The organism is Neisseriaceae bacterium CLB008, from assembly GCA_041228285.1.
Lineage (GTDB): Bacteria > Pseudomonadota > Gammaproteobacteria > Burkholderiales > Neisseriaceae > JAGNPU01.
Window position 1 is genome coordinate 1,607,307 of the sequence record CP166133.1, and the last position, 17,750, is coordinate 1,625,056.

Annotated in this window: 16 protein-coding genes and 1 pseudogene; 8 read left to right on the forward strand and 9 right to left on the reverse strand. The window is 51.7% G+C overall.

Annotation, left to right across the window (positions count from 1 at the left end; translation table 11 throughout):
• Nucleotides 1-38 precede the first annotated feature (38 nt).
• Both hslO and AB8Q18_07280 read right to left on the reverse strand, forming a co-directional pair.
• Nucleotides 39-932: an Hsp33 family molecular chaperone HslO gene (gene hslO / locus AB8Q18_07275; protein XDZ52858.1), complete on the reverse strand. Its 894-nt coding sequence runs from the start codon at nucleotides 930-932 to the stop codon at nucleotides 39-41.
• Between the two features lie 80 nt (nucleotides 933-1,012).
• On the reverse strand, nucleotides 1,013-1,597 hold the full coding sequence (locus AB8Q18_07280; GenBank protein XDZ52859.1) for an MFS transporter: 585 nt from the start codon (nucleotides 1,595-1,597) through the stop codon (nucleotides 1,013-1,015).
• A gap of 44 nt (nucleotides 1,598-1,641) precedes the next feature.
• On the opposite strand from AB8Q18_07280, the pseudogene AB8Q18_07285 reads away from it, so the two are divergent.
• Nucleotides 1,642-2,400 (forward strand): annotated as a pseudogene (locus tag AB8Q18_07285) (class II glutamine amidotransferase).
• A 20-nt stretch (nucleotides 2,401-2,420) separates the two neighbouring features.
• Nucleotides 2,421-3,146 carry a deaminase gene (locus tag AB8Q18_07290; protein XDZ52860.1) on the forward strand — a complete coding sequence of 242 codons (726 nt, stop codon included), beginning with the start codon at nucleotides 2,421-2,423 and terminating at the stop codon, nucleotides 3,144-3,146.
• Nucleotides 3,147-3,149: 3 nt separating this feature from the next.
• On the opposite strand, the gene AB8Q18_07295 is transcribed toward AB8Q18_07290, so the two are convergent.
• The 5 genes from AB8Q18_07295 to earP form a co-directional block, all read right to left on the reverse strand.
• On the reverse strand, nucleotides 3,150-4,016 hold the full coding sequence (locus tag AB8Q18_07295) for a TraB/GumN family protein (GenBank protein XDZ52861.1): 867 nt from the start codon (nucleotides 4,014-4,016) through the stop codon (nucleotides 3,150-3,152).
• Nucleotides 4,017-4,781: 765 nt separating this feature from the next.
• Complete coding sequence (locus AB8Q18_07300; protein ID XDZ52862.1) at nucleotides 4,782-5,426, reverse strand: TetR/AcrR family transcriptional regulator; 645 nt, start codon at nucleotides 5,424-5,426, stop codon at nucleotides 4,782-4,784.
• Nucleotides 5,427-5,481: 55 nt separating this feature from the next.
• Nucleotides 5,482-6,504 (reverse strand): UDP-N-acetylmuramate dehydrogenase, encoded by a 1,023-nt coding sequence (gene murB / locus AB8Q18_07305; protein ID XDZ52863.1) that lies wholly within the window; start codon nucleotides 6,502-6,504, stop codon nucleotides 5,482-5,484.
• Between the two features lie 180 nt (nucleotides 6,505-6,684).
• Complete coding sequence (gene efp, locus AB8Q18_07310; GenBank protein XDZ52864.1) at nucleotides 6,685-7,245, reverse strand: elongation factor P; 561 nt, start codon at nucleotides 7,243-7,245, stop codon at nucleotides 6,685-6,687.
• A gap of 42 nt (nucleotides 7,246-7,287) precedes the next feature.
• Entirely contained in the window at nucleotides 7,288-8,466 is a 1,179-nt protein-coding gene (gene earP / locus AB8Q18_07315) for an elongation factor P maturation arginine rhamnosyltransferase EarP (protein XDZ52865.1), read from the reverse strand.
• Between the two features lie 192 nt (nucleotides 8,467-8,658).
• On the opposite strand from earP, the gene AB8Q18_07320 reads away from it, so the two are divergent.
• The 3 genes from AB8Q18_07320 (at nucleotide 8,659) to AB8Q18_07330 (ending at nucleotide 12,261) form a co-directional block, all read left to right on the forward strand.
• On the forward strand, nucleotides 8,659-9,027 hold the full coding sequence (locus tag AB8Q18_07320) for an ArsR/SmtB family transcription factor (protein ID XDZ52866.1): 369 nt from the start codon (nucleotides 8,659-8,661) through the stop codon (nucleotides 9,025-9,027).
• A gap of 146 nt (nucleotides 9,028-9,173) precedes the next feature.
• A complete protein-coding gene (locus AB8Q18_07325) occupies nucleotides 9,174-11,258 on the forward strand; it encodes a heavy metal translocating P-type ATPase (GenBank protein XDZ52907.1) in 2,085 nt (694 codons plus the stop codon).
• 187 nt (nucleotides 11,259-11,445) lie between these two features.
• A complete protein-coding gene (locus AB8Q18_07330) occupies nucleotides 11,446-12,261 on the forward strand; it encodes a siderophore-interacting protein (protein ID XDZ52867.1) in 816 nt (271 codons plus the stop codon).
• Between the two features lie 141 nt (nucleotides 12,262-12,402).
• Here the strand turns inward: AB8Q18_07330 and AB8Q18_07335 are convergent, their stop codons facing one another.
• On the reverse strand, nucleotides 12,403-13,218 hold the full coding sequence (locus tag AB8Q18_07335) for an APH(3') family aminoglycoside O-phosphotransferase (protein XDZ52868.1): 816 nt from the start codon (nucleotides 13,216-13,218) through the stop codon (nucleotides 12,403-12,405).
• Nucleotides 13,219-13,310: 92 nt separating this feature from the next.
• Between AB8Q18_07335 and AB8Q18_07340 the strand changes: the two genes are divergently transcribed.
• Nucleotides 13,311-14,330 (forward strand): hypothetical protein, encoded by a 1,020-nt coding sequence (locus AB8Q18_07340; protein XDZ52869.1) that lies wholly within the window; start codon nucleotides 13,311-13,313, stop codon nucleotides 14,328-14,330.
• Here the strand turns inward: AB8Q18_07340 and AB8Q18_07345 are convergent.
• Nucleotides 14,327-15,283, reverse strand: a complete 957-nt coding sequence (locus AB8Q18_07345; GenBank protein ID XDZ52870.1) for a LysR family transcriptional regulator — start codon at nucleotides 15,281-15,283, stop codon at nucleotides 14,327-14,329. The two genes, AB8Q18_07340 and AB8Q18_07345, sit on opposite strands and share 4 nt — an antisense overlap.
• Nucleotides 15,284-15,376: 93 nt before the next feature.
• On the opposite strand from AB8Q18_07345, the gene AB8Q18_07350 reads away from it, so the two are divergent.
• A complete protein-coding gene (locus AB8Q18_07350; protein ID XDZ52871.1) occupies nucleotides 15,377-16,564 on the forward strand; it encodes an MFS transporter in 1,188 nt (395 codons plus the stop codon).
• A 250-nt stretch (nucleotides 16,565-16,814) separates the two neighbouring features.
• Nucleotides 16,815-17,693, forward strand: a complete 879-nt coding sequence (locus tag AB8Q18_07355; GenBank protein XDZ52872.1) for a MurR/RpiR family transcriptional regulator — start codon at nucleotides 16,815-16,817, stop codon at nucleotides 17,691-17,693.
• Nucleotides 17,694-17,750: the final 57 nt, after the last annotated feature.

Below are 17,750 nucleotides of genomic sequence, written 5' to 3' on the forward strand. Positions count from 1 at the left end.
GTTTATTTTACACCAAATGCCTCAGGACAACAGCTTTTTTATTGGTTGCGCTGCTGCTCTGCGGCCACGGCGGCGCCCACATCCATCCCAAACAGTTCAGTCACGTCTGCCTCATCAAACACGTAGGCCTTGTGACAAAAATCACAGTTGATTTGAATGCTGCCTTGCTCGTTCAGCACGCTGCCGACTTCTTCTCCACCGATCAGCAACAGCATGTCGCTGACTTTTTGCTGCGAGCAAGTGCACGCAAAGGCCACGTCTTCTGCCTCAAATAGGCGCGGTGGGCTTTCGTGGTATAAGCGATACAACACGGTTTCTGCCGGCAAGGTCAACAGCTCCTCAGCCTTCACCGTTTGGGTTAAGGCCTCAAGATTTTGCCATTCGTTCGGATCTTCAAACGCCTCTTGCGGCAATTTTTGCAACAACAAACCTGCAACGGCTTGATCCGAATGCGCCAGGCTGATGTGGGTGGCCAACTGTTCCGACTGCTTCATATAGTCCATCAACATCTGGGCAATGCTGTCGCCACTTAAGGCCACAATACCCTGCCACTGCTCCCCACCCTTAGGCTGAAGCGTCATCACAAACACGCCACCTTCGCCCAACAGACTTTTTAAATCGGCATCGTCTGCGGGCGTCTGGCTTTCATCCCAACGTGCGGTGGCACGACAGGTGTGGTCGCTGGTGGCTTCCACCACCAACATTTTCAACACGCCTTGGCCTTGCACCTGAAGGATCAGCTGGCCGTCAAATTTAAGGTTACTGGCCAACAGCACACCAGCCGCCAAGAGCTCCCCAAGCGCTTTTTCAATGGCTTTGGGATAGGCTTTTTGCTGCAAGATGTCTTGCCAAACATTATTTAACTGTACGTGAATGCCGCGCACTGGCGCATGATCGAACAAAAAGCGTTGTTTTTGGTTTAAATTTTCCATGATTATTCTTTAACTGTGTGAGGCGTAAGCGCTAAGGGATTAATATAAGGCCTAAGGCGTATTTTTCAATACGCAGGCCATCAAGCCTCTGGCGCCAGTGCTTTCAAGGTAAAACTTTCTAGCGGCATGCCGGTGCTGACGTCAAACTCGGCACCTGCGTGAACGCCCAGCTCGGCCAAGGCCTTAGCCGTCATTTGCTCTTGCTCATAAGCCGCATACATCGCCCCCATGGCAAATTTCCTACCGCTGCCAATCGACCAAAAGCGTTTAAATTGGTACACTTCGCGCATAGGATACACGCCATAAATACCGCTTTCATTGGCGATCAAGAGCATCATCTGGCTGGATTCATAGGGATCATCTTCCTCTTCTTCCGGTCGCAAAAAGAAATGCTCTTTCAGTTTTGGGTGTAGCTTACAAAACGTATTAAAAATATTTTCGCGGCCCATTAAATCGGCTTTTTTCACCGTTTTTAAGGCCGCACGCAGCACCAAGTCATGGGCAGCACTGCCTGCAATGGCAATGTAGCTGCCTTTATGCTTCATGATTTTGCTACAATAATGATCATAGCGCTGACTCAAACGCTGATCGTCCCCAAACGTGGTTTGGGTATCGGCAGCAATCGCGATTTGATTTTGTTTGTGTACGATTGTAATGGTCGTCATAAGGTTTATGATGCTTTACGCTTTAGGTTAGAAAAGAGGGTTTTATGTGTCAATTACTGGGTATGAATTGTAACACGCCTACCGATATTGTTTTTTCTTTTGAAGGCTTTCGGCGCCGTGGCGGCCTCACCGACCACCATGCCGATGGCTTTGGCATCGCTTTTTTTGAAGGTCGCGGGGTGCGTATGTTCCACGACGACCAGCCCAGCGCCTCATCCCCAGTGGCCGACTTAATCAAGCAATATCAGATCAAGTCTGAAAACGTCATTGCCCACATTCGCAAAGCCACCCAAGGCGAAGTCATGTTGGCCAACACCCATCCCTTCGTGCGTGAGCTATGGGGCCAGTACTGGGTGTTTGCCCACAACGGCAACCTAGAAGACTATCATCCGGTTAGCTCGGGGCGATACACGCCGGTAGGCACGACCGACTCTGAAGCCGCTTTTTGCGACCTCATGAACCATTTGGCCGAGCGTTTTGAGGCCCAGCCAGACGAAGCCAGCCTATTCGCCGCGGTTCAGGAAAAAACGGCCCAGATTCGCCCCCACGGGACGTTTAACTTTATGTTGTCCAATGGCGTGGTGTTTTTTGCCCACGCCACGACCCATCTTCATTACATTATTCGCCAGGCGCCGTTTGGTGAAGCCCGGCTCGTTGACGACGATGTCCAGGTTGATTTCGCTCATTACACCACGCCCAACGATCGAGTAGCGGTGATCGCCACCCAACCCTTAACCCTCAATGAAGCGTGGACGCCGGTGTTGGAAAACGAGCTATTACTGTTTAAAGATGGCCAGGTCATTCACAAGGCCCTGACTTAATCATGCTCACCACACCACCGCTCGCGCCTAAATTAATTCAGGCCCTCAAGCAAGATGGGGTTTCTAATCGCGCCGAACTGATCGAGCTGGGCGCCGTTAGCGCCTTTTTATGCCTTAAAGCTCAGGGCCTCACCTTAACCCACTCGGCACTGTGGGCCCTCGCCGCCAGCGTCAAAGCCTGTACGCCAGAGCAAATCAACGCTGAGGAGCGCGCCGAGCTATTGCAGCAGCTAAAACAACACCCACCGGTGGCGCCGCGCCCTAGTGCGGCAGAGATGGCATATTTTTTGGGTTTAGCGCAAGAAGAGGCCGAATTAGCCTTTGCCGCCAATGAAGTGCCGGTGGGCGCCATTGTGGTCAAAAATGGCGTGGTGATTGGCCGCGGTTTTAATCAATGCATCAGCAACCACTATGTGGCCCAGCATGCTGAACTGGTGGCCCTCGCAGAGGCCAGCGCCGCTCTTGACAATTACCGTCTCGACGACTGCGACCTTTATGTGACTCTAGAGCCTTGCCCCATGTGCGCCAGCGCCCTCACTCAGGCGCGTATTCGCCGCGTGATCTACGCGGCAACCGAGCCCAAAATGGGCGCCGCCGGCAGCGCCATCAACCTGTTCCACCACCCGCTCAATAAACACACCGCCATCTTTGGCCCCATCCCTACTGCAAATGAAGCCTCTGTCGCACTCTTACAGGCTTTTTTTCAGCGCCAGCGCCAGCAACGTTAAGCCTTATTGGTAATAATCGACCTGATAGCCCTTGGCCGCCAGCATGGCCAAGACGCTGTCTGGCCCCACTAAGTGTAAAGCCCCAACCACCACTAAAGTGGACTGCTTTTCCTCACCCATCCATGCTTCAATCTGCGGCACCCAGGCGCGGTTACGCGCCGTCAACAAAGCGTCGTAAAAGGCAGCAAAAACAGGCTGTTTGAGGTCGGCCAAAAACGGCGCCAACGTCTCGGTGTCGCCGGCATAAACAGCATCAACCAAAATGCTGATGTCTTTATCTGGGTTCTCCAGATCCGCCAGCATATTCTGAATCAGCACATTGCCATCAATGGCCTGTAAGGTTTGCAAAGCCTGGCGCTGAACCGCCATGTCCTCTAAGGTAGCCATGGTTTTACCAGCTTGCTTGGCCCGGGCGTAGAGGATTTGATCAATCCCGTCTGTATAGCCGGCTTGATTCAACACGGTCAACGGCAATAATACACTGGCCATGGCGGCGTCAAATTCACTGAAAAACTGCTGCGGTAGCTGCTGCTTGAATAATTTGGCCTGCCATTGTGCCCACACCTTAGGCGCTAGCGTTTGCTGTAGCGTGACGCCCGGGGGCAGCCGAAATGGCTGCAACAGATACTCAGCCGCTTCGGGTTGATTAGCCGCCTCAATATCCACCTCAAACACCACTCTATCCGCTGCTGCTAAGGCTCGATCATATTCGAGCGGCAACGGCAGCTGCGTGGGTTTTAACGCATGAATACTGCCGGCCACAATCACTGCTTTGCCGTCTTTGTGCACGCGCCACACGCTGCTTTGCGCCTGCGCCCAAGCACTGACAAACAACCAGCCCAAACATAGCCATATTGATAACTGTTTCAACGCTCAGCCCTTTACTTGATTCATTCATGAAGCCCTCATTATAAGGCCAATACTCAACCTCAGCAGCTTTTAATAGGCCGCATTAACCTATGGTTTGTTGGTATACCGTTCCTAACTGAAAACCATGGTTTATTGATTGATACAGAGGTATCCAAATATGAAAAACCACCAATGCTTCGGTTATTTCGATCTTGATTGAAGATTGCCTTTCACTACCCTGTATGACAACTCACCACGTCTCCCGTAGGTGAAGTACCATCCCCTTTTTAGCCGCCGAGGCGGTTCGTGCAGGGCCGGGGCTTTTAAGGCAAGCATGTTTGAGTATTTGGCCGAAGGCCCAAATATGAGTTCTTGCCGCCGGCAATGTGCGGGCCAACGAGGGCACCCGCAAAGCGGGCGGATAAAGTGGGGTGTTTTTTCTTTGCTTCGTTTCTTTTGGACATCCAAAAGAAATGACGTCGCCCAAGGGGCGAAACAAAACGATTGAGTAACAGCGAAACAACCGAAGCATTGAAACAAATGATTTAATGATTTTTTGATTCAAAACGGTGGGCACGCTACGCTTTGCACCACCCTACGCCTCAGGGCCTATGCTGTAGACGTAAAAAAATAGCGAATGATTCGATAAACCATCCTTTTCTGCTCCCTCCAAGCGCTCTTTTGCCATAATGCTGACCAGAAAACAACCACAGCAGCAAGAGCCGATACGCGACGGCCATAAAAAAAGCAGCCTCAGCTGCTTTTAGGCGTCACCATCAACGTCGCTTAGATGTCTTCACGGTTAATGATGGCCTCATAGGCCACCTTGTATTCGTCGGTCACATAGGGCTGCACAATGCTCATCACCTGCTTAATCCCACGGAACTTGGCCTGCTCGTCCAAAGGCTGCTGCTGTTGCGCCGAGCTTTCAAAGACGAACCAATATTTGGAGATCAACCAAATATTGGTGGCACAACGCTTAAGCGACGCTTCATCGATGCTGATGAAACCACAGTCAATTAACACCTGACACTGCTTGGCAATGGCCGGCGTCACTTCGGTTTCGGTAAACTCGTGGTATTCTTGCGCCAGCTCGTCGCTGCGAGCCAATAAGGTATTGGTGTCGGCGAATAAGAAGCGATAACGCCACATCACGTCAAACACATTATGGACAAAATTCCAAACCGAATCAGTACTAGACGGTGCTTGATATTCTTTTAAATACTGCAAGGTATCCTGACGGTAGCGCTTAAACAGCTGCAGGATGATCTCGTCTTTGTTTCTAAAATGATAGTACAAATTACCTGGGCTAATGCTCAAATGAGCCGCAATGTGGTTGGTGCTGATGTTGCGCTCACCTTGCTCATTAAATAAATCTAAACTGGCATCCACAATTTTATTGTAGGTATTCTGTTTTACTTCTTTTGCCATAAAACATTCCTTTGCATATGGTATTTATTGGCTGCATGTCTCATACAGCCATATATTATATGAAATTAGGTTCTGACTCTAATGATACTTGATAAGCGGCCCAGACTTTAGCCTGGATATCGGCCGCCAACGCCACGACATCGGCCGCCGTCGCTTGGGCTTTATTCACCAAGACCAAAGCCTGTTTAGCATGAACGGCAGCCCCGCCAATCTGATGCCCTTTTAACCCTAGCTGATCAATCAACCAGCCTGCCGCCAGCTTCACCTGACCATCCGGCATGGGATAATGCGGCGCTTCGGGGTGGTGCTGCAAAAAAGCGGTGGCGGCTTCAGCCGTGACAATGGGATTTTTGAAAAAGCTACCGGCATTACCCAATACTTGGGGATCGGGCAATTTTTCAGCCCGAATGGCGCACACCGTCTGGGCCACATCAATGGCCGTCCACTGCTGACGATCCGGCAAACGGCCCAATAGCGCCCGTTCAATATCGCCATATTGGGTTTGCGGGTTAAACCGACGACCCAACTTAAACCGTACATTCAGGATCACGTAGCGACCCTTACCCGATTGTTTAAAAATACTGTCGCGGTAAGCAAAAGCGCATTCATCATTCTTCAGCGTCACCACTTGGTATTCATGAAGATCAAAGCACACCACATGTTCGATGAGGTCTTTTACCTCAACCCCATAGGCACCAATATTTTGCACCGGCGCAGCGCCCACGGTGCCAGGAATTAAGCTTAAATTTTCTAGACCACAATAGCCTTCGGCCAACGTCTGTTGCACAAAATCATGCCAAACTTCACCTGCGGCCGCATCTACCCAAACCGTCTCTTCATCTACAGCCTCAAACGCCACGCCCTTGGTCGCCATGTGCACCACTAGGCCACGAACATCCTGGGTAAGAATGACGTTACTGCCACCGCCAAGCCATAAAACAGGCCCAGTGAGGTACTCATCGCAGGCCAATACTTCGGGCAACTGAGTCACATCCGTCAACGAGACAAAATGCTGCGCCCGTACCGACAAACCAAAAGTATTATAGGGGGTTAAATCAACGTCTGTTTGCAACTGCATGCGTGTTTCCTAAAGGTAAAATAACCGGCCAATCAAGGGCTGAAAGCGCCATGACTAACAGGACCATCAACGTATTCCAACCGAATCCTAACATGATTAAGCGTGGCTGGCTCGTGGCTTATGCCTAAAGGCATAAAAAAAGGCCGCCCTAAGGCAGCCCCTTTAAGCAGTACTGATGGCTTATGCGCGTTTGCGGAACTCATCACTGCGGGTGTCAATTTCAATTTTATCGCCGATTTCAACGAAAGCTGGTACGCTGATTTCGAAACCACCGATTAAACGGGCAGGCTTCATCACTTTACCAGAAGTATCGCCTTTAACCGCTGGCTCAGTGTATTCCACTTCACGCACCACGATGGTAGGCAATTCAACAGAGATGGCTTTACCGTTGTAGAAAGTCACTTCACATACGTCGGTCATGCCGTCAATGATGTAGTTGATGGCGTCGCCCATGTCGTCGGCTTCAACTTCATACTGTTCAAACTCTGTGTCCATGAACACATACATTGGGTCAGCGAAATAAGTATAGGTACATTCTTTACGTTCTAGCACCACAACTTCAAATTTTTCGTCAGCTTTGTAAACGGCTTCGGTGGCGTTACCGCTTAATAAGTTTTTCAACTTCATTTTAACCACGGCAGAGTTACGGCCAGATTTATTGTACTCAGTTTTTTGTACAACCATTGGCTCCGTACCTAACATAAACACGTTGCCTGGGCGAAGTTCTTGAGCTGTTTTCATTAATGTTCCGTCCTGAAAATATATAAAGTAATACAAAACGCGTTATTCTAACTTATTTTTTACAAAAGCAGTTAATTTTTGTCGCAAGCTCGGTAAGCCTGCCTGTGCGCGACTGTACTCGGCCGCCATTATCTGCCAATGCGGCAATAAAGACAATAGCTTAGACCAAGCGTGCGTCCAGTCCTCTTGGCCTCGTTCTTCTGCCGCATTCAACGCCACACTCACGGCTTCATGCGCTTCGCGCAAAGCCGGACTCGCCGCAGCCAAGGCGGCCGACCAAAATGCCGCCAGCTTGGGCAGATGTGCCGCCTCATCTTGCTGATAAATATGCCATAAATAAGGCTTCCCCGCCCATAGTGCCCGCACAAAACTGTCTTCGCCACGGATGATATTGAGGTCGGCCAGCCACAACAGATAGTCAAAATCATCTTGCGCCACAAACGGTAAAACGCACACCCGTACTTGGCCTAAGTGGTATTCATCTCCCACCGCCACAACAGCCTCTGGTGCCAAACCCAGGGCTGGCTTGAGGCTGTCTAGACTTTGGCCTGGATTCACCCACACCGTGATCGGCCGCTCAGACGCCTGCCACGCCCGTAGCCACAGCGGCAAGGCCGCTGATGTATAGGTAAATAGAAACACCGTTAACTCATCCGCCTCACGCCGCTTTGGCAGCCCTAGACGCAGGCGCACCGCCGCTTGGGCACTGGGGCTGGCGCAAAAAGCATCGCGCGCGGCAATCAAGCCCTGTTCACGAATCAATCCGCCCGACTCGGGCGTAAAACCCGGAAAATAAAAATATTTGGCCATACCGTTGGCCTGCAAAGAAGGCAAAAGGTGTACGTCAGCCGCCCAAGCCTCGGCGCTTAAGTAATCTAAATTCAGCCACAGGCTATTCTGAGTTTGGGCATAGGCGGTCACCATCGTAGGCACCTCACAGGCAAACGCTTCGATCAACACCGTCGGCGTAGGCAACTTGGCTAAAGCAACGTGCTGTAGCGTCTCTGGCGTCCAATGAATCACACAGACGCCATTAATGATTTGCTGCCATTGCTTCAGATCAACCGCTGGGCACAAGGCTTGAAACCGCACTAAATCATCTACCCACAGCACAACAGGCGCCTGAGACTGCAAGTCTTGAGCCAAACGCCAGCACACCCCTATGTCACCAAAATTATCAATCACCTGACAAAACAGCCAGCTGCTTTTTATCGACACCATCACGCCTACCTTCTCATCCAGTCAAATCGAGCAGTCGCTCGGAATGCGCTTATTTTAACAGCTATTGGCGCCAGATTCAGGCCTGAATGGGACCAGATCTGACACACTGCACCCAATCATTCAAACGAAGGCTTGAATAAAAGACCAAGATAGCCTAGACTAACAATCAAATAACCATTTGAATGAATAACCATGACCCATCCAGACCACCATCACAACTCGCCAGCGCCACATGAGCCTGAAAAAGTCGCCCTCGTGCATCGCGCACTAAGCAGCGAAAACCTCGGCGGCGTCGCGCAATTATTTAAAGCCTTAGCCGACGAAAATCGCGCCAAAATCGCCTATGCTTTAACCCAAACCGAAGAAATGTGCGTGTGCGATCTGGCCTACATCATCGACGCCAGCGTGGCCACCACGTCCCACCATTTACGCACCCTACACAAGCAAGCCATTTTGAAAAACCGTAAAGACGGCAAAATGGCCTATTACTCTTTAGACGACGATCACATTCGTGAGTTAATCCTGATCGCACTCACCCATAAGAACGAGGTAAAACCATGAGCGAACGACACGATAAACATATCCCCCACGGCCATGACCATGACCATGACCACGATGAACACGGTCATTGCCAAACGCCAGCCAGCCCTAACGCTGGAAACGCATCGGCCCATGACGACAGCAAAAAAACTTATTTTGTTGAAGGCATGACCTGCGCCCACTGTGCCGGTCAATTTGAAGACAACCTCAAAAAGCTAGGCAACGTCACCAACGCCACGGTGAACTTCGCAGCCTCCAAAGTGACCGTGAGCGGCTCGGTCAGCCTAGCCGACATCACCAAGGCCGGCGCCTTTGAAAGCCTGGTTGTACACCCTGAGGGCGAACAGCCGCGCGTATTTGAGCACAAACCATTTTGGCGCCAGCCGGAAAACATCAAGGTTGTCATTGCAGCCGTGGTGCTGTTAATCACCTATGTACTCAGCAAGAATGAAGCGGTACCAGAGTTTTGGGTCACCTTAGGCTACGCAGCCACGATGCTGATCGGTGGTTTAAGCCTATTCAGACAAGGCCTACAAAACCTGTCTAAGTTTATTTTTGACATCAATACCTTAATCACCGTCGCCATTCTGGGCGCGGCCATCATCGGCGAATGGTTAGAAGGCGCCACGGTGGTGATTCTCTTCGCCATCAGTGAAGCTCTTGAGGCCTATTCAATGAATAAGGCGCGCAAGTCGATTCAGTCTTTGATGGACATTGCCCCCAACGAGGCCTTGGTCAAACAAGGTGGTGACTGGGTATCGACGCCCGTAGAAGCCATCGGCATTGGTGACGTTTTATTGATCAAGCCAGGCCAAAAAATTGCCATGGATGGCGTGATCAGCCTTGGTCTATCGACCATTAACCAAGCACCGATCACCGGCGAATCCATGCCGGTTAACAAAACCGTAGGCGATGAAGTATTTGCCGGCACCTTAAATGAAGAAGGGGTTTTGGAAGTCACCGTCAGCAAAGCGGCCAAAGACTCTACCTTGGCCAAAATCATCAGCCTTGTAGAAGAAGCTCAGGCCCAAAAAGCCCCAGCACAGCAATTTGTAGACAAATTTGCCCGCTATTACACCCCGATCATCATGATCATTGCCGCCTTAATCGCCGTCGTGCCCCCCCTATTCTTTGGCGGGGAATGGCATAAATGGATTTATCAAGGCTTGGCCGTACTGGTTGTGGGCTGCCCTTGTGCCCTGGTGATTTCGACCCCCATTGCCATCGTCACCGCCATCGGCAATGCCGCCAAACAGGGCATTTTGATTAAGGGTGGCATTCACCTAGAAGAAGCCGGCACGCTAAAAGCCATTGCGTTTGACAAAACCGGCACCCTCACCGAAGGCAAGCCCGAAGTCACCGACTTTATCTTCACGGGCGCCGCCCCCGAGGCAGATACCTTGGCCATCGCCCATGACATGGAGCAAAATTCACAGCATCCCTTGTCACAGGCCATTGTTCGCTACGCTTTACAAACTGAGGTCCTAACCCAGACCAATATCAGTCATTTTCAGTCGATTACTGGCAAAGGCATTCAGGCCGACATCGACGGGATCACCCACTATATTGGCAACCCTTCGCTCTTCCTCGACAACCTACAGCAGTCTTGGAGTGACACGCTGAGCGCTCAGGTAGACGCCTTATTGCAAGAGCAAAAAACCGTGATGATTATGGGTACTCAAACCGCCGTCACCGCCATCATTGCAGTACGCGACAAACTACGTGCCAGCGCGCCAGCGGTCTTAAAAGCCCTGCACCAACAAGGCTTGACCACCATTATGCTGACTGGCGACAACGCCCAAACCGCGGCCAAAGTGGCCAGCCAAGTAGGCATTGACGAAGTGCACGCCAACCTGTTGCCTGAAGACAAGCTAACGAAGATGAAGGCCTTGTTAGCCAAGCATGGCAAAGTGGCCATGGTGGGAGACGGCGTCAACGATGCGCCGGCGCTTGCCGCCGCAACCCTAGGCATTGCCATGGGCCAGGCCGGTACCGACACCGCGCTAGAAACCGCCAACATTGCCTTCATGAAAGACGACCTAGATCAACTGCCCTACACCATTCGCCTCAGCCGTAAAGCAGTGCGCATCATTAAAGAAAACATCAGTTTTTCTTTAATCGTCAAACTGATTGCGCTATTGCTGGTGATTCCAGGCTGGTTAACCTTATGGATTGCGGTGTTTGCCGACATGGGCGCCACCTTATTGGTCACCCTTAACAGCCTACGTCTGTTGCGGTTACGGGATAAATAATCGGTCTATCCTGCCACGCCAGCCTTCGGGCTGGTTTTTTTGTGGCCCATCAATCATTTACCGCCTTAACTTGAAAATAACTCGCGTTTAGTCATTGATTTTAATCGTTTTTAATTTGCAATCGATAATGATTTTCATTACACTACGGTTCTCATCCTTATTCACCAAATCGATAAAGAACCTGACTATGCGCTTTCCCGAAACCCATAAAACCCGTTTACGCGTGGTGGCCAAAAACCACCTCACGCCACACTACGTCAGCATCGTGTTTACTGCCGATGACGTTGCCCGCTTTGCCCACACAACCTTAGGCAGCAACAATAAAATTTTCCTGCCGCCACCAGGCCAAAAAGACTTTGAACTGCCTGATTTTGACTTCACCACCATGAAGTGGATGGTGCAAGACGAACGCCAGCGCCCGATTGTGCGAACCTACACCCATCGCAGCATCGACATCGACAAACAAACCCTCACCATAGACTTTGCGCTACACGACGGCCACAGTACGGCCAGCGCCTGGGCTGATGCCGCCCAGCTCGGCGATGAGTTAGGCGTGGTAATGGCCACCGAAGCCATTAGCCTAGTGCCAGACAATGTTCAACACTATGTATTCTTATGCGACGCCTCTGGCCTTCCCGCCACCGCCGCCCTATTGGAGCGGCTACCAGCCAGTGCCCACGCCTATGTGATCGCCGAAGTACATGGCCCAGAAGATGAGTTAGCGCTCAGTAGTCCAGCCCAGCTAGACATACAGTGGCTACACAATGCCGACCCGAGCCAGGGCAGCGCCATCACCACGGCCTTAAAGGCCCATGCCGACATAGCACGGCTACAAGACAGCCGCTTTGCCCACATTGCCGCCGAGCACGCCACCGTACGCGCCAGCCGCAACTTCTTACGTAAGGAGCAAGGATGGACGCGTGAAGAGTGCTATGCCTGCGCCTATTGGCAGATCGGTCGTCGAGAAGGTGAAAGTAAAACCCCGCCATTGATGGATGATTAAAGTAAAGGGTTAAATATGCTGCAGAGGGCTTGGCTTGTTCGCGAACCAGCAGCCGCGCCAAAACCCAAAAACAGCGCAGCTAAAGGCCCCCGCAGCACTTATTTACAGAGCCAAATGGCGCTGGCTGATGAAACTCAAAGCTTAAAAAAATTCATCCATCAGATGATAAAAGTGTCGTTTTGCTTCATCTAATGGCGCCAAACCATAAGCCTGTAAAAACAATGTCTGCGCTGCGGGCCCTAAATCCGCCAGCTCACGTAAAGCAATGGCCAAGTCCTGATGGCGATCGCCCACCCCCGAGCGTCCCACATCAATGACTTGGCCGCGCCCGGTTTTGGGCCCATAAAATACATTGCTGAGCGTGTAGTCTCCATGCACCACGACTAAGTCCTCATTCATAGGGCGTAAACTCAGCCATTCACGCTGCAAGCTGGCCACATCATGACCTGGATTTTCTGCCGCCACGTCTTCTGCATCGACCAAACCAGCCTCGATTCTGGCCTGCACCAGCGGTATTTTATCGGCCAAACGTTGGCTAAACGGACAAGCATCAATGGGCAAGGCATGAATCTGCCGCAAAATCAGGGCATAAGCTTGAATGGCGGTGGTTTGAGACGCAGTATCCGCAGCAGACATCACCAGGTCTTCCAACAGCACGCCTTCAGCACATGGCAATAATAAATGCTCTTGGCCTGCTGCGGCCATCACCAACGCCGCACGCGGAGCCAGCTGCAACCCAGAAAAATACTGTAGCTTCTGCGCCTCTAATAACAATGAATCGCTCGGTAAACAAGGCGTTGCTTGCTGTTTCAAATACCAAACCGCGGCCGTTTTTTGCGACACCCCTCGCCACACTTGAGCGCTAGAGAGGCCAACCTCATCCATCTGCCATTTAATGGGCTGATCTGAATTTAAATGGCGTAAAAACGCTAGCGGTAAGGTAGGCTGTATCGGCATGGCTTAATCTTTTTGGTTAGAGGGGATCGGCGCGGCCTGAAGATGTCGGTATACTCAAGCCCATACACCATTAAATCACAGTTGGATGACCCATGCACACACCTGCTTTTCGCCTCACTCGCTGTCACCTTGCCCTAGTCGCCGTCAGCACATTCTTCGCCAGCACCGCCTGGGCGCAAGCACCTAACTGGGCCCCAGTGATTGAGGGGAAATCCCTATTTGTGGATACGGCCTCATTCACGCTTAGCCCAAACGCGCCAGCAGGAGAACGCTGGGTTGAATTTAACATGGTGTTAAACACCCCCGTCCCTGACAGCCAAGAAGACGCCGTGGAGTTAAACGCATTTTTTGGCGCTGAGCCGAAAAGCTTTTTTAACCACGCAACCATCAACTGTAGCGACATCACCGTACGTGAAGAAAGCAACGGCATCGCCTATGGCCATTTCCAAACCCCTAGGCGCGACCCCAACGGCCGCCCCTACCAGCCGTTTGAATTAGACCAATTAATTGAATACGACCGCCACAGCAACCCTAGTTTTGAAGCCATCTCCAGTGAGGCTGAGGCGCAACGCTACGCGCAGCTGCTGTGCCAATCCACGGCACCGTTAACGGCCGACACCCAGCTGAGTCTGGCTCAGCTCAACCAGGCCGTGCCCAGCGTCAGCCATGCTGCCCAATTAATCCCTCTGGTCAATTACCCAGATAAATTCCTTGATCAAGCCTCAATCAAGCAGCACGTTGACGCACCCCACATTCACGACTTCAATATTGTCTACCACATGCCTAAAGACGATCCTCAGTTTGCTCAAGCCACTGAGCCTTACGGGCTAGACCAGTTCACCTTAGTGTTTGATCGCTCCATCAATTGTCAGGCGCGCAGCATGCGCTCCAACCATCGCGCCATCACGGCCACTTATGAGCCCACGTCATTACTCTTAGAATACCGTCCTCAAGCAAACGCAGACTACCTACCGTTAACGGCAGAAGAAGACAGCCTCTACGCTTTGGTGTGCCCTGCACCCATTGTGCCCGTTGCCGCCCCTGCGGCCCCAAGCGTCAAACCAGCAGCGCCCATCAGACGACCGTCTCCGTTTCGTACTGAATATGATTAAGCCTCTGACTTCTGTGCACGCATGGGCGCCATCAACCACGGTGGCTGAGGCTGCCAAGCCGTCACCAGCATGTCGATGAAGCAGCGCACCTTGGGCGTTAAGTGATGGCGGCTCGGATAAACGGCGCACACCGGTGCGCCTATGGCCGCATGCCCCTCCAGGATCGGCACCAAATGGCCCGCCTGTACGGCCCCTGCCACTAGGTAGGCGCCAGCCTGGATCACGCCCAAGCCTGATTCTGCCGCCGCCTGCATCGCCTCAACGCTGTCCAAGCGCAAACGCCCCTGTACCGCCACCGTCGCATCTGACCCAGCTTGATCAAACCGCCAAGCCACGGCCCGACCCGAATGCATGTACACAATCGCCTCATGCTGGGCCAGATCGGCCGGCGTTTGCGGCGCCCCATACTGGGCCAAATACGCGGGCGACGCACAGGTTACCAAGCGATGGGGCGCCAATACCCGCTGCCGTAAACCGCTGTCGACTTCGCCGCCAATGCGAACGGCCACATCAATGCCTTCACCGATGAGGTCGTGATAGCGATCCGCAAAAATCACCTCTACGCTGACCTCAGGGTATTTAGCCAGATAAGCAGTCACAATCGGCAGCACCTGCAAACGACCAAATGTGGCGGGCACGGCCAGACGCAGTCGGCCATTTGGGCTGAGCTGTCGCTGCAATAGCACCGCTTCCGCATCTGCCACTTCGGCCAAAATGCGTAGCGCATGCTGATAAAACACCGCACCTTCATCACTGACGCTGACCTGACGGGTGGTGCGATGCAATAACCGCGTCTGCAAGCGCGATTCCAAGCGCACAATACTCTTGCCGATGGCTGAGCGTGATAAACCAAGCAGCTCAGCCGCTCGGGTAAAATTTTGGGTTTCCACAACCCGTACAAATACCCACAAATCACTGACGTGATCAATCAAGGGTAGGCTTTTATTAGACACAAATTGTCCCCAATATTGCTACAAATAGCCCATTTATATCATATTCCCATCTAGTTAAACTAGCGGCTTATTTCACTCTCTATGGACTTTGTCATGTCTCACCCTCATGCACACCAGCACCGCAATCAATGGTCGGCTGTTTTGGCCATGGCGATGGCTACTTTTACCGTCATCACATCAGAAATGCTGCCCATCGGCCTATTAAGCGCCATCGCCAGCGAGCTAAACGTCAGCACAGGCTACGCAGGCTTAAGCGTCTCCGCCCCGGCTATTTTAGGCGGCCTGTTCGCACCCATTAGCCTGCTGGCGGCCGGAACACTAGATCGTAAACATTTACTGTGTGGCCTATTGATCCTCCTCGTGGCCGCCAACCTCGCCACCGCATTAGCACCCAATATGGCTTTTATGCTCACGGCGCGCGTATTCGTTGGCTTCGCCATTGGCGGCATTTGGAGCATCGCCGGCGGCGTGGCTGCCCAATTGGTGCAGCCTCAGAAAATTGGCTTTGCCACTGCCATCATAGTGGGCGGCGTCGCGGCTGCATCAGTCTTGGGCGTCCCCCTTGGTACGGGTATTGGCGACCTGTTCGGCTGGCGCAGCGCCTTTATCGTCATGGCTGGCCTTAGCCTCATGGTGCTGTGGCTCAATATCCGCTGCCTGCCCAAATTACCGGTCACCACTCAGGTATCCTTCAGCGCCTATCGCCACCTAATGCAGCGCCCAAACGTACTATTAGGATTGCTACTGACATTCTTGCTGGTAGGCGGCCACTTCATGGCTTTTACCTATATTCGCCCCATTTCCCTCACCCTCCTAAGCTTACAACCACAATGGTTAAGCCTAGTTCTTCTTGCCTATGGCGCCATCGGCATGTTCAGTAACCTACTCATTGGCTACTTCAATTCGACCAAAATCGCCATGCTGCTCTTTGTCTTAGCCAGCAGCATTAGCCTGGCACTCTTCGGGCTTAATCACCTACCCATAACCAGCCTCACCCGCGCCATGCTGATTTTATTATTGTGGGGCGCAGCCTATGGCGGGGTGTCCATTGGCTTAATGAGCTGGATGATGCGCGCCGCGCCACAGGCCATCGAAGCAGTAACCGCGCTTTACATCAGCGCTTTTTATCTGGCCATTGCCGTTGGCGCCTTTGCTGGCGGGCGCATCATGGACGTCAAAGGCTTAAGCGCTAATCTGAACCTCGCGGCCCTACTGGCCCTCGCTGCGGCATTACTGTCGCTGTGGCTGATGCGTCCACAACGGCATCATGGCCAAAATTAAGCACGATCCGACCGAATAGCATATGCCGTTCGGTCAAAACAATCCCATGAAAATAAACCGTAAACATAAACAGCTCTTGAATGAAAACCCAGAAAACAAATCAAGCCATTGTAAACAATAAACAAAATAAAACAGTCTCAATTAAGCCACGCTTTTTGTAAAATAATTACTTTTTTTGGAAATTTATTTACATAACTTTGCAATGCATGCTAGGATGCTTTTAATCACTCATCAGGCATAAGGTGCAACGATGGAACCCGTGAACACGAATTTGATCAAGCACATTACTGAAGCCCTACCGACTTACTCGCGCGCGTTTACGCAATTGGCTGAATTTATTCTCAGCAAGCCTTTTGCCGTATCCAGCATGAGCATTGAAGAGTTGGCCAAGGCTGCCGACGTTTCCGTCGCAACCGTTAATCGATTTGCCCATGAATGTGGATTCAACGGCTACCCGCTGTTTCGCGCTGAACTCAGGGCGGTCTTTGAAAAAGTATTTGAACCTGCTGAAAAACTGCGCATGGGTGCTTTACAAAACCATGCAGAAGATGAAGTCGTACAGGCTTCTTTTGACGCCCTCGCCAGCAATATTGCCCAAAGCAAGGAGTGGCTGGCCCAAAAATCTGTACAGCCCATCATTGAGCACCTGTTAAACGCAGAACGAATTTTTATTATTGGCATGGGGGTCAGCGCCTTACACGCGACCTTTATGACTGAAATATTGGAGCCTTTTTTAGGCCCTAAAGTACAAGAATTAAACAATTTAGGCGGCCCGGAGCGCGCGATTCGTAAAATCAGCATGCTCGGCGCCAACGACGTCATGATCGCCATTTCTCTGCCACGCTACTCAAAAAGCATTTTGGAAATGGTGCACTTGGCTAAGGCGCAACAAGCCTATGTAGTGGGTATTTCCGATACCCCTACCGCGCCACTAGCTGGCCAAACCGACGTGTGTCTGTTTGCTTCGGCCGAGCAGCCGGTTTTATACGCATCCAGCGCCGCTTTAATTGCTTTAATTGAAGGCTTATGTGCCGCCGTAGCCTTACAGGTTAAGCAATCGGCCGAGCGCTTAGCCCAACAAACCGAATCGGTACTGCCATACCTATACTTACCGACTGACCAACCCTGAAAGGAGACTGACACCTTATAAGACAAGTAAGACATCAAGAAGACGCACCCAACACAC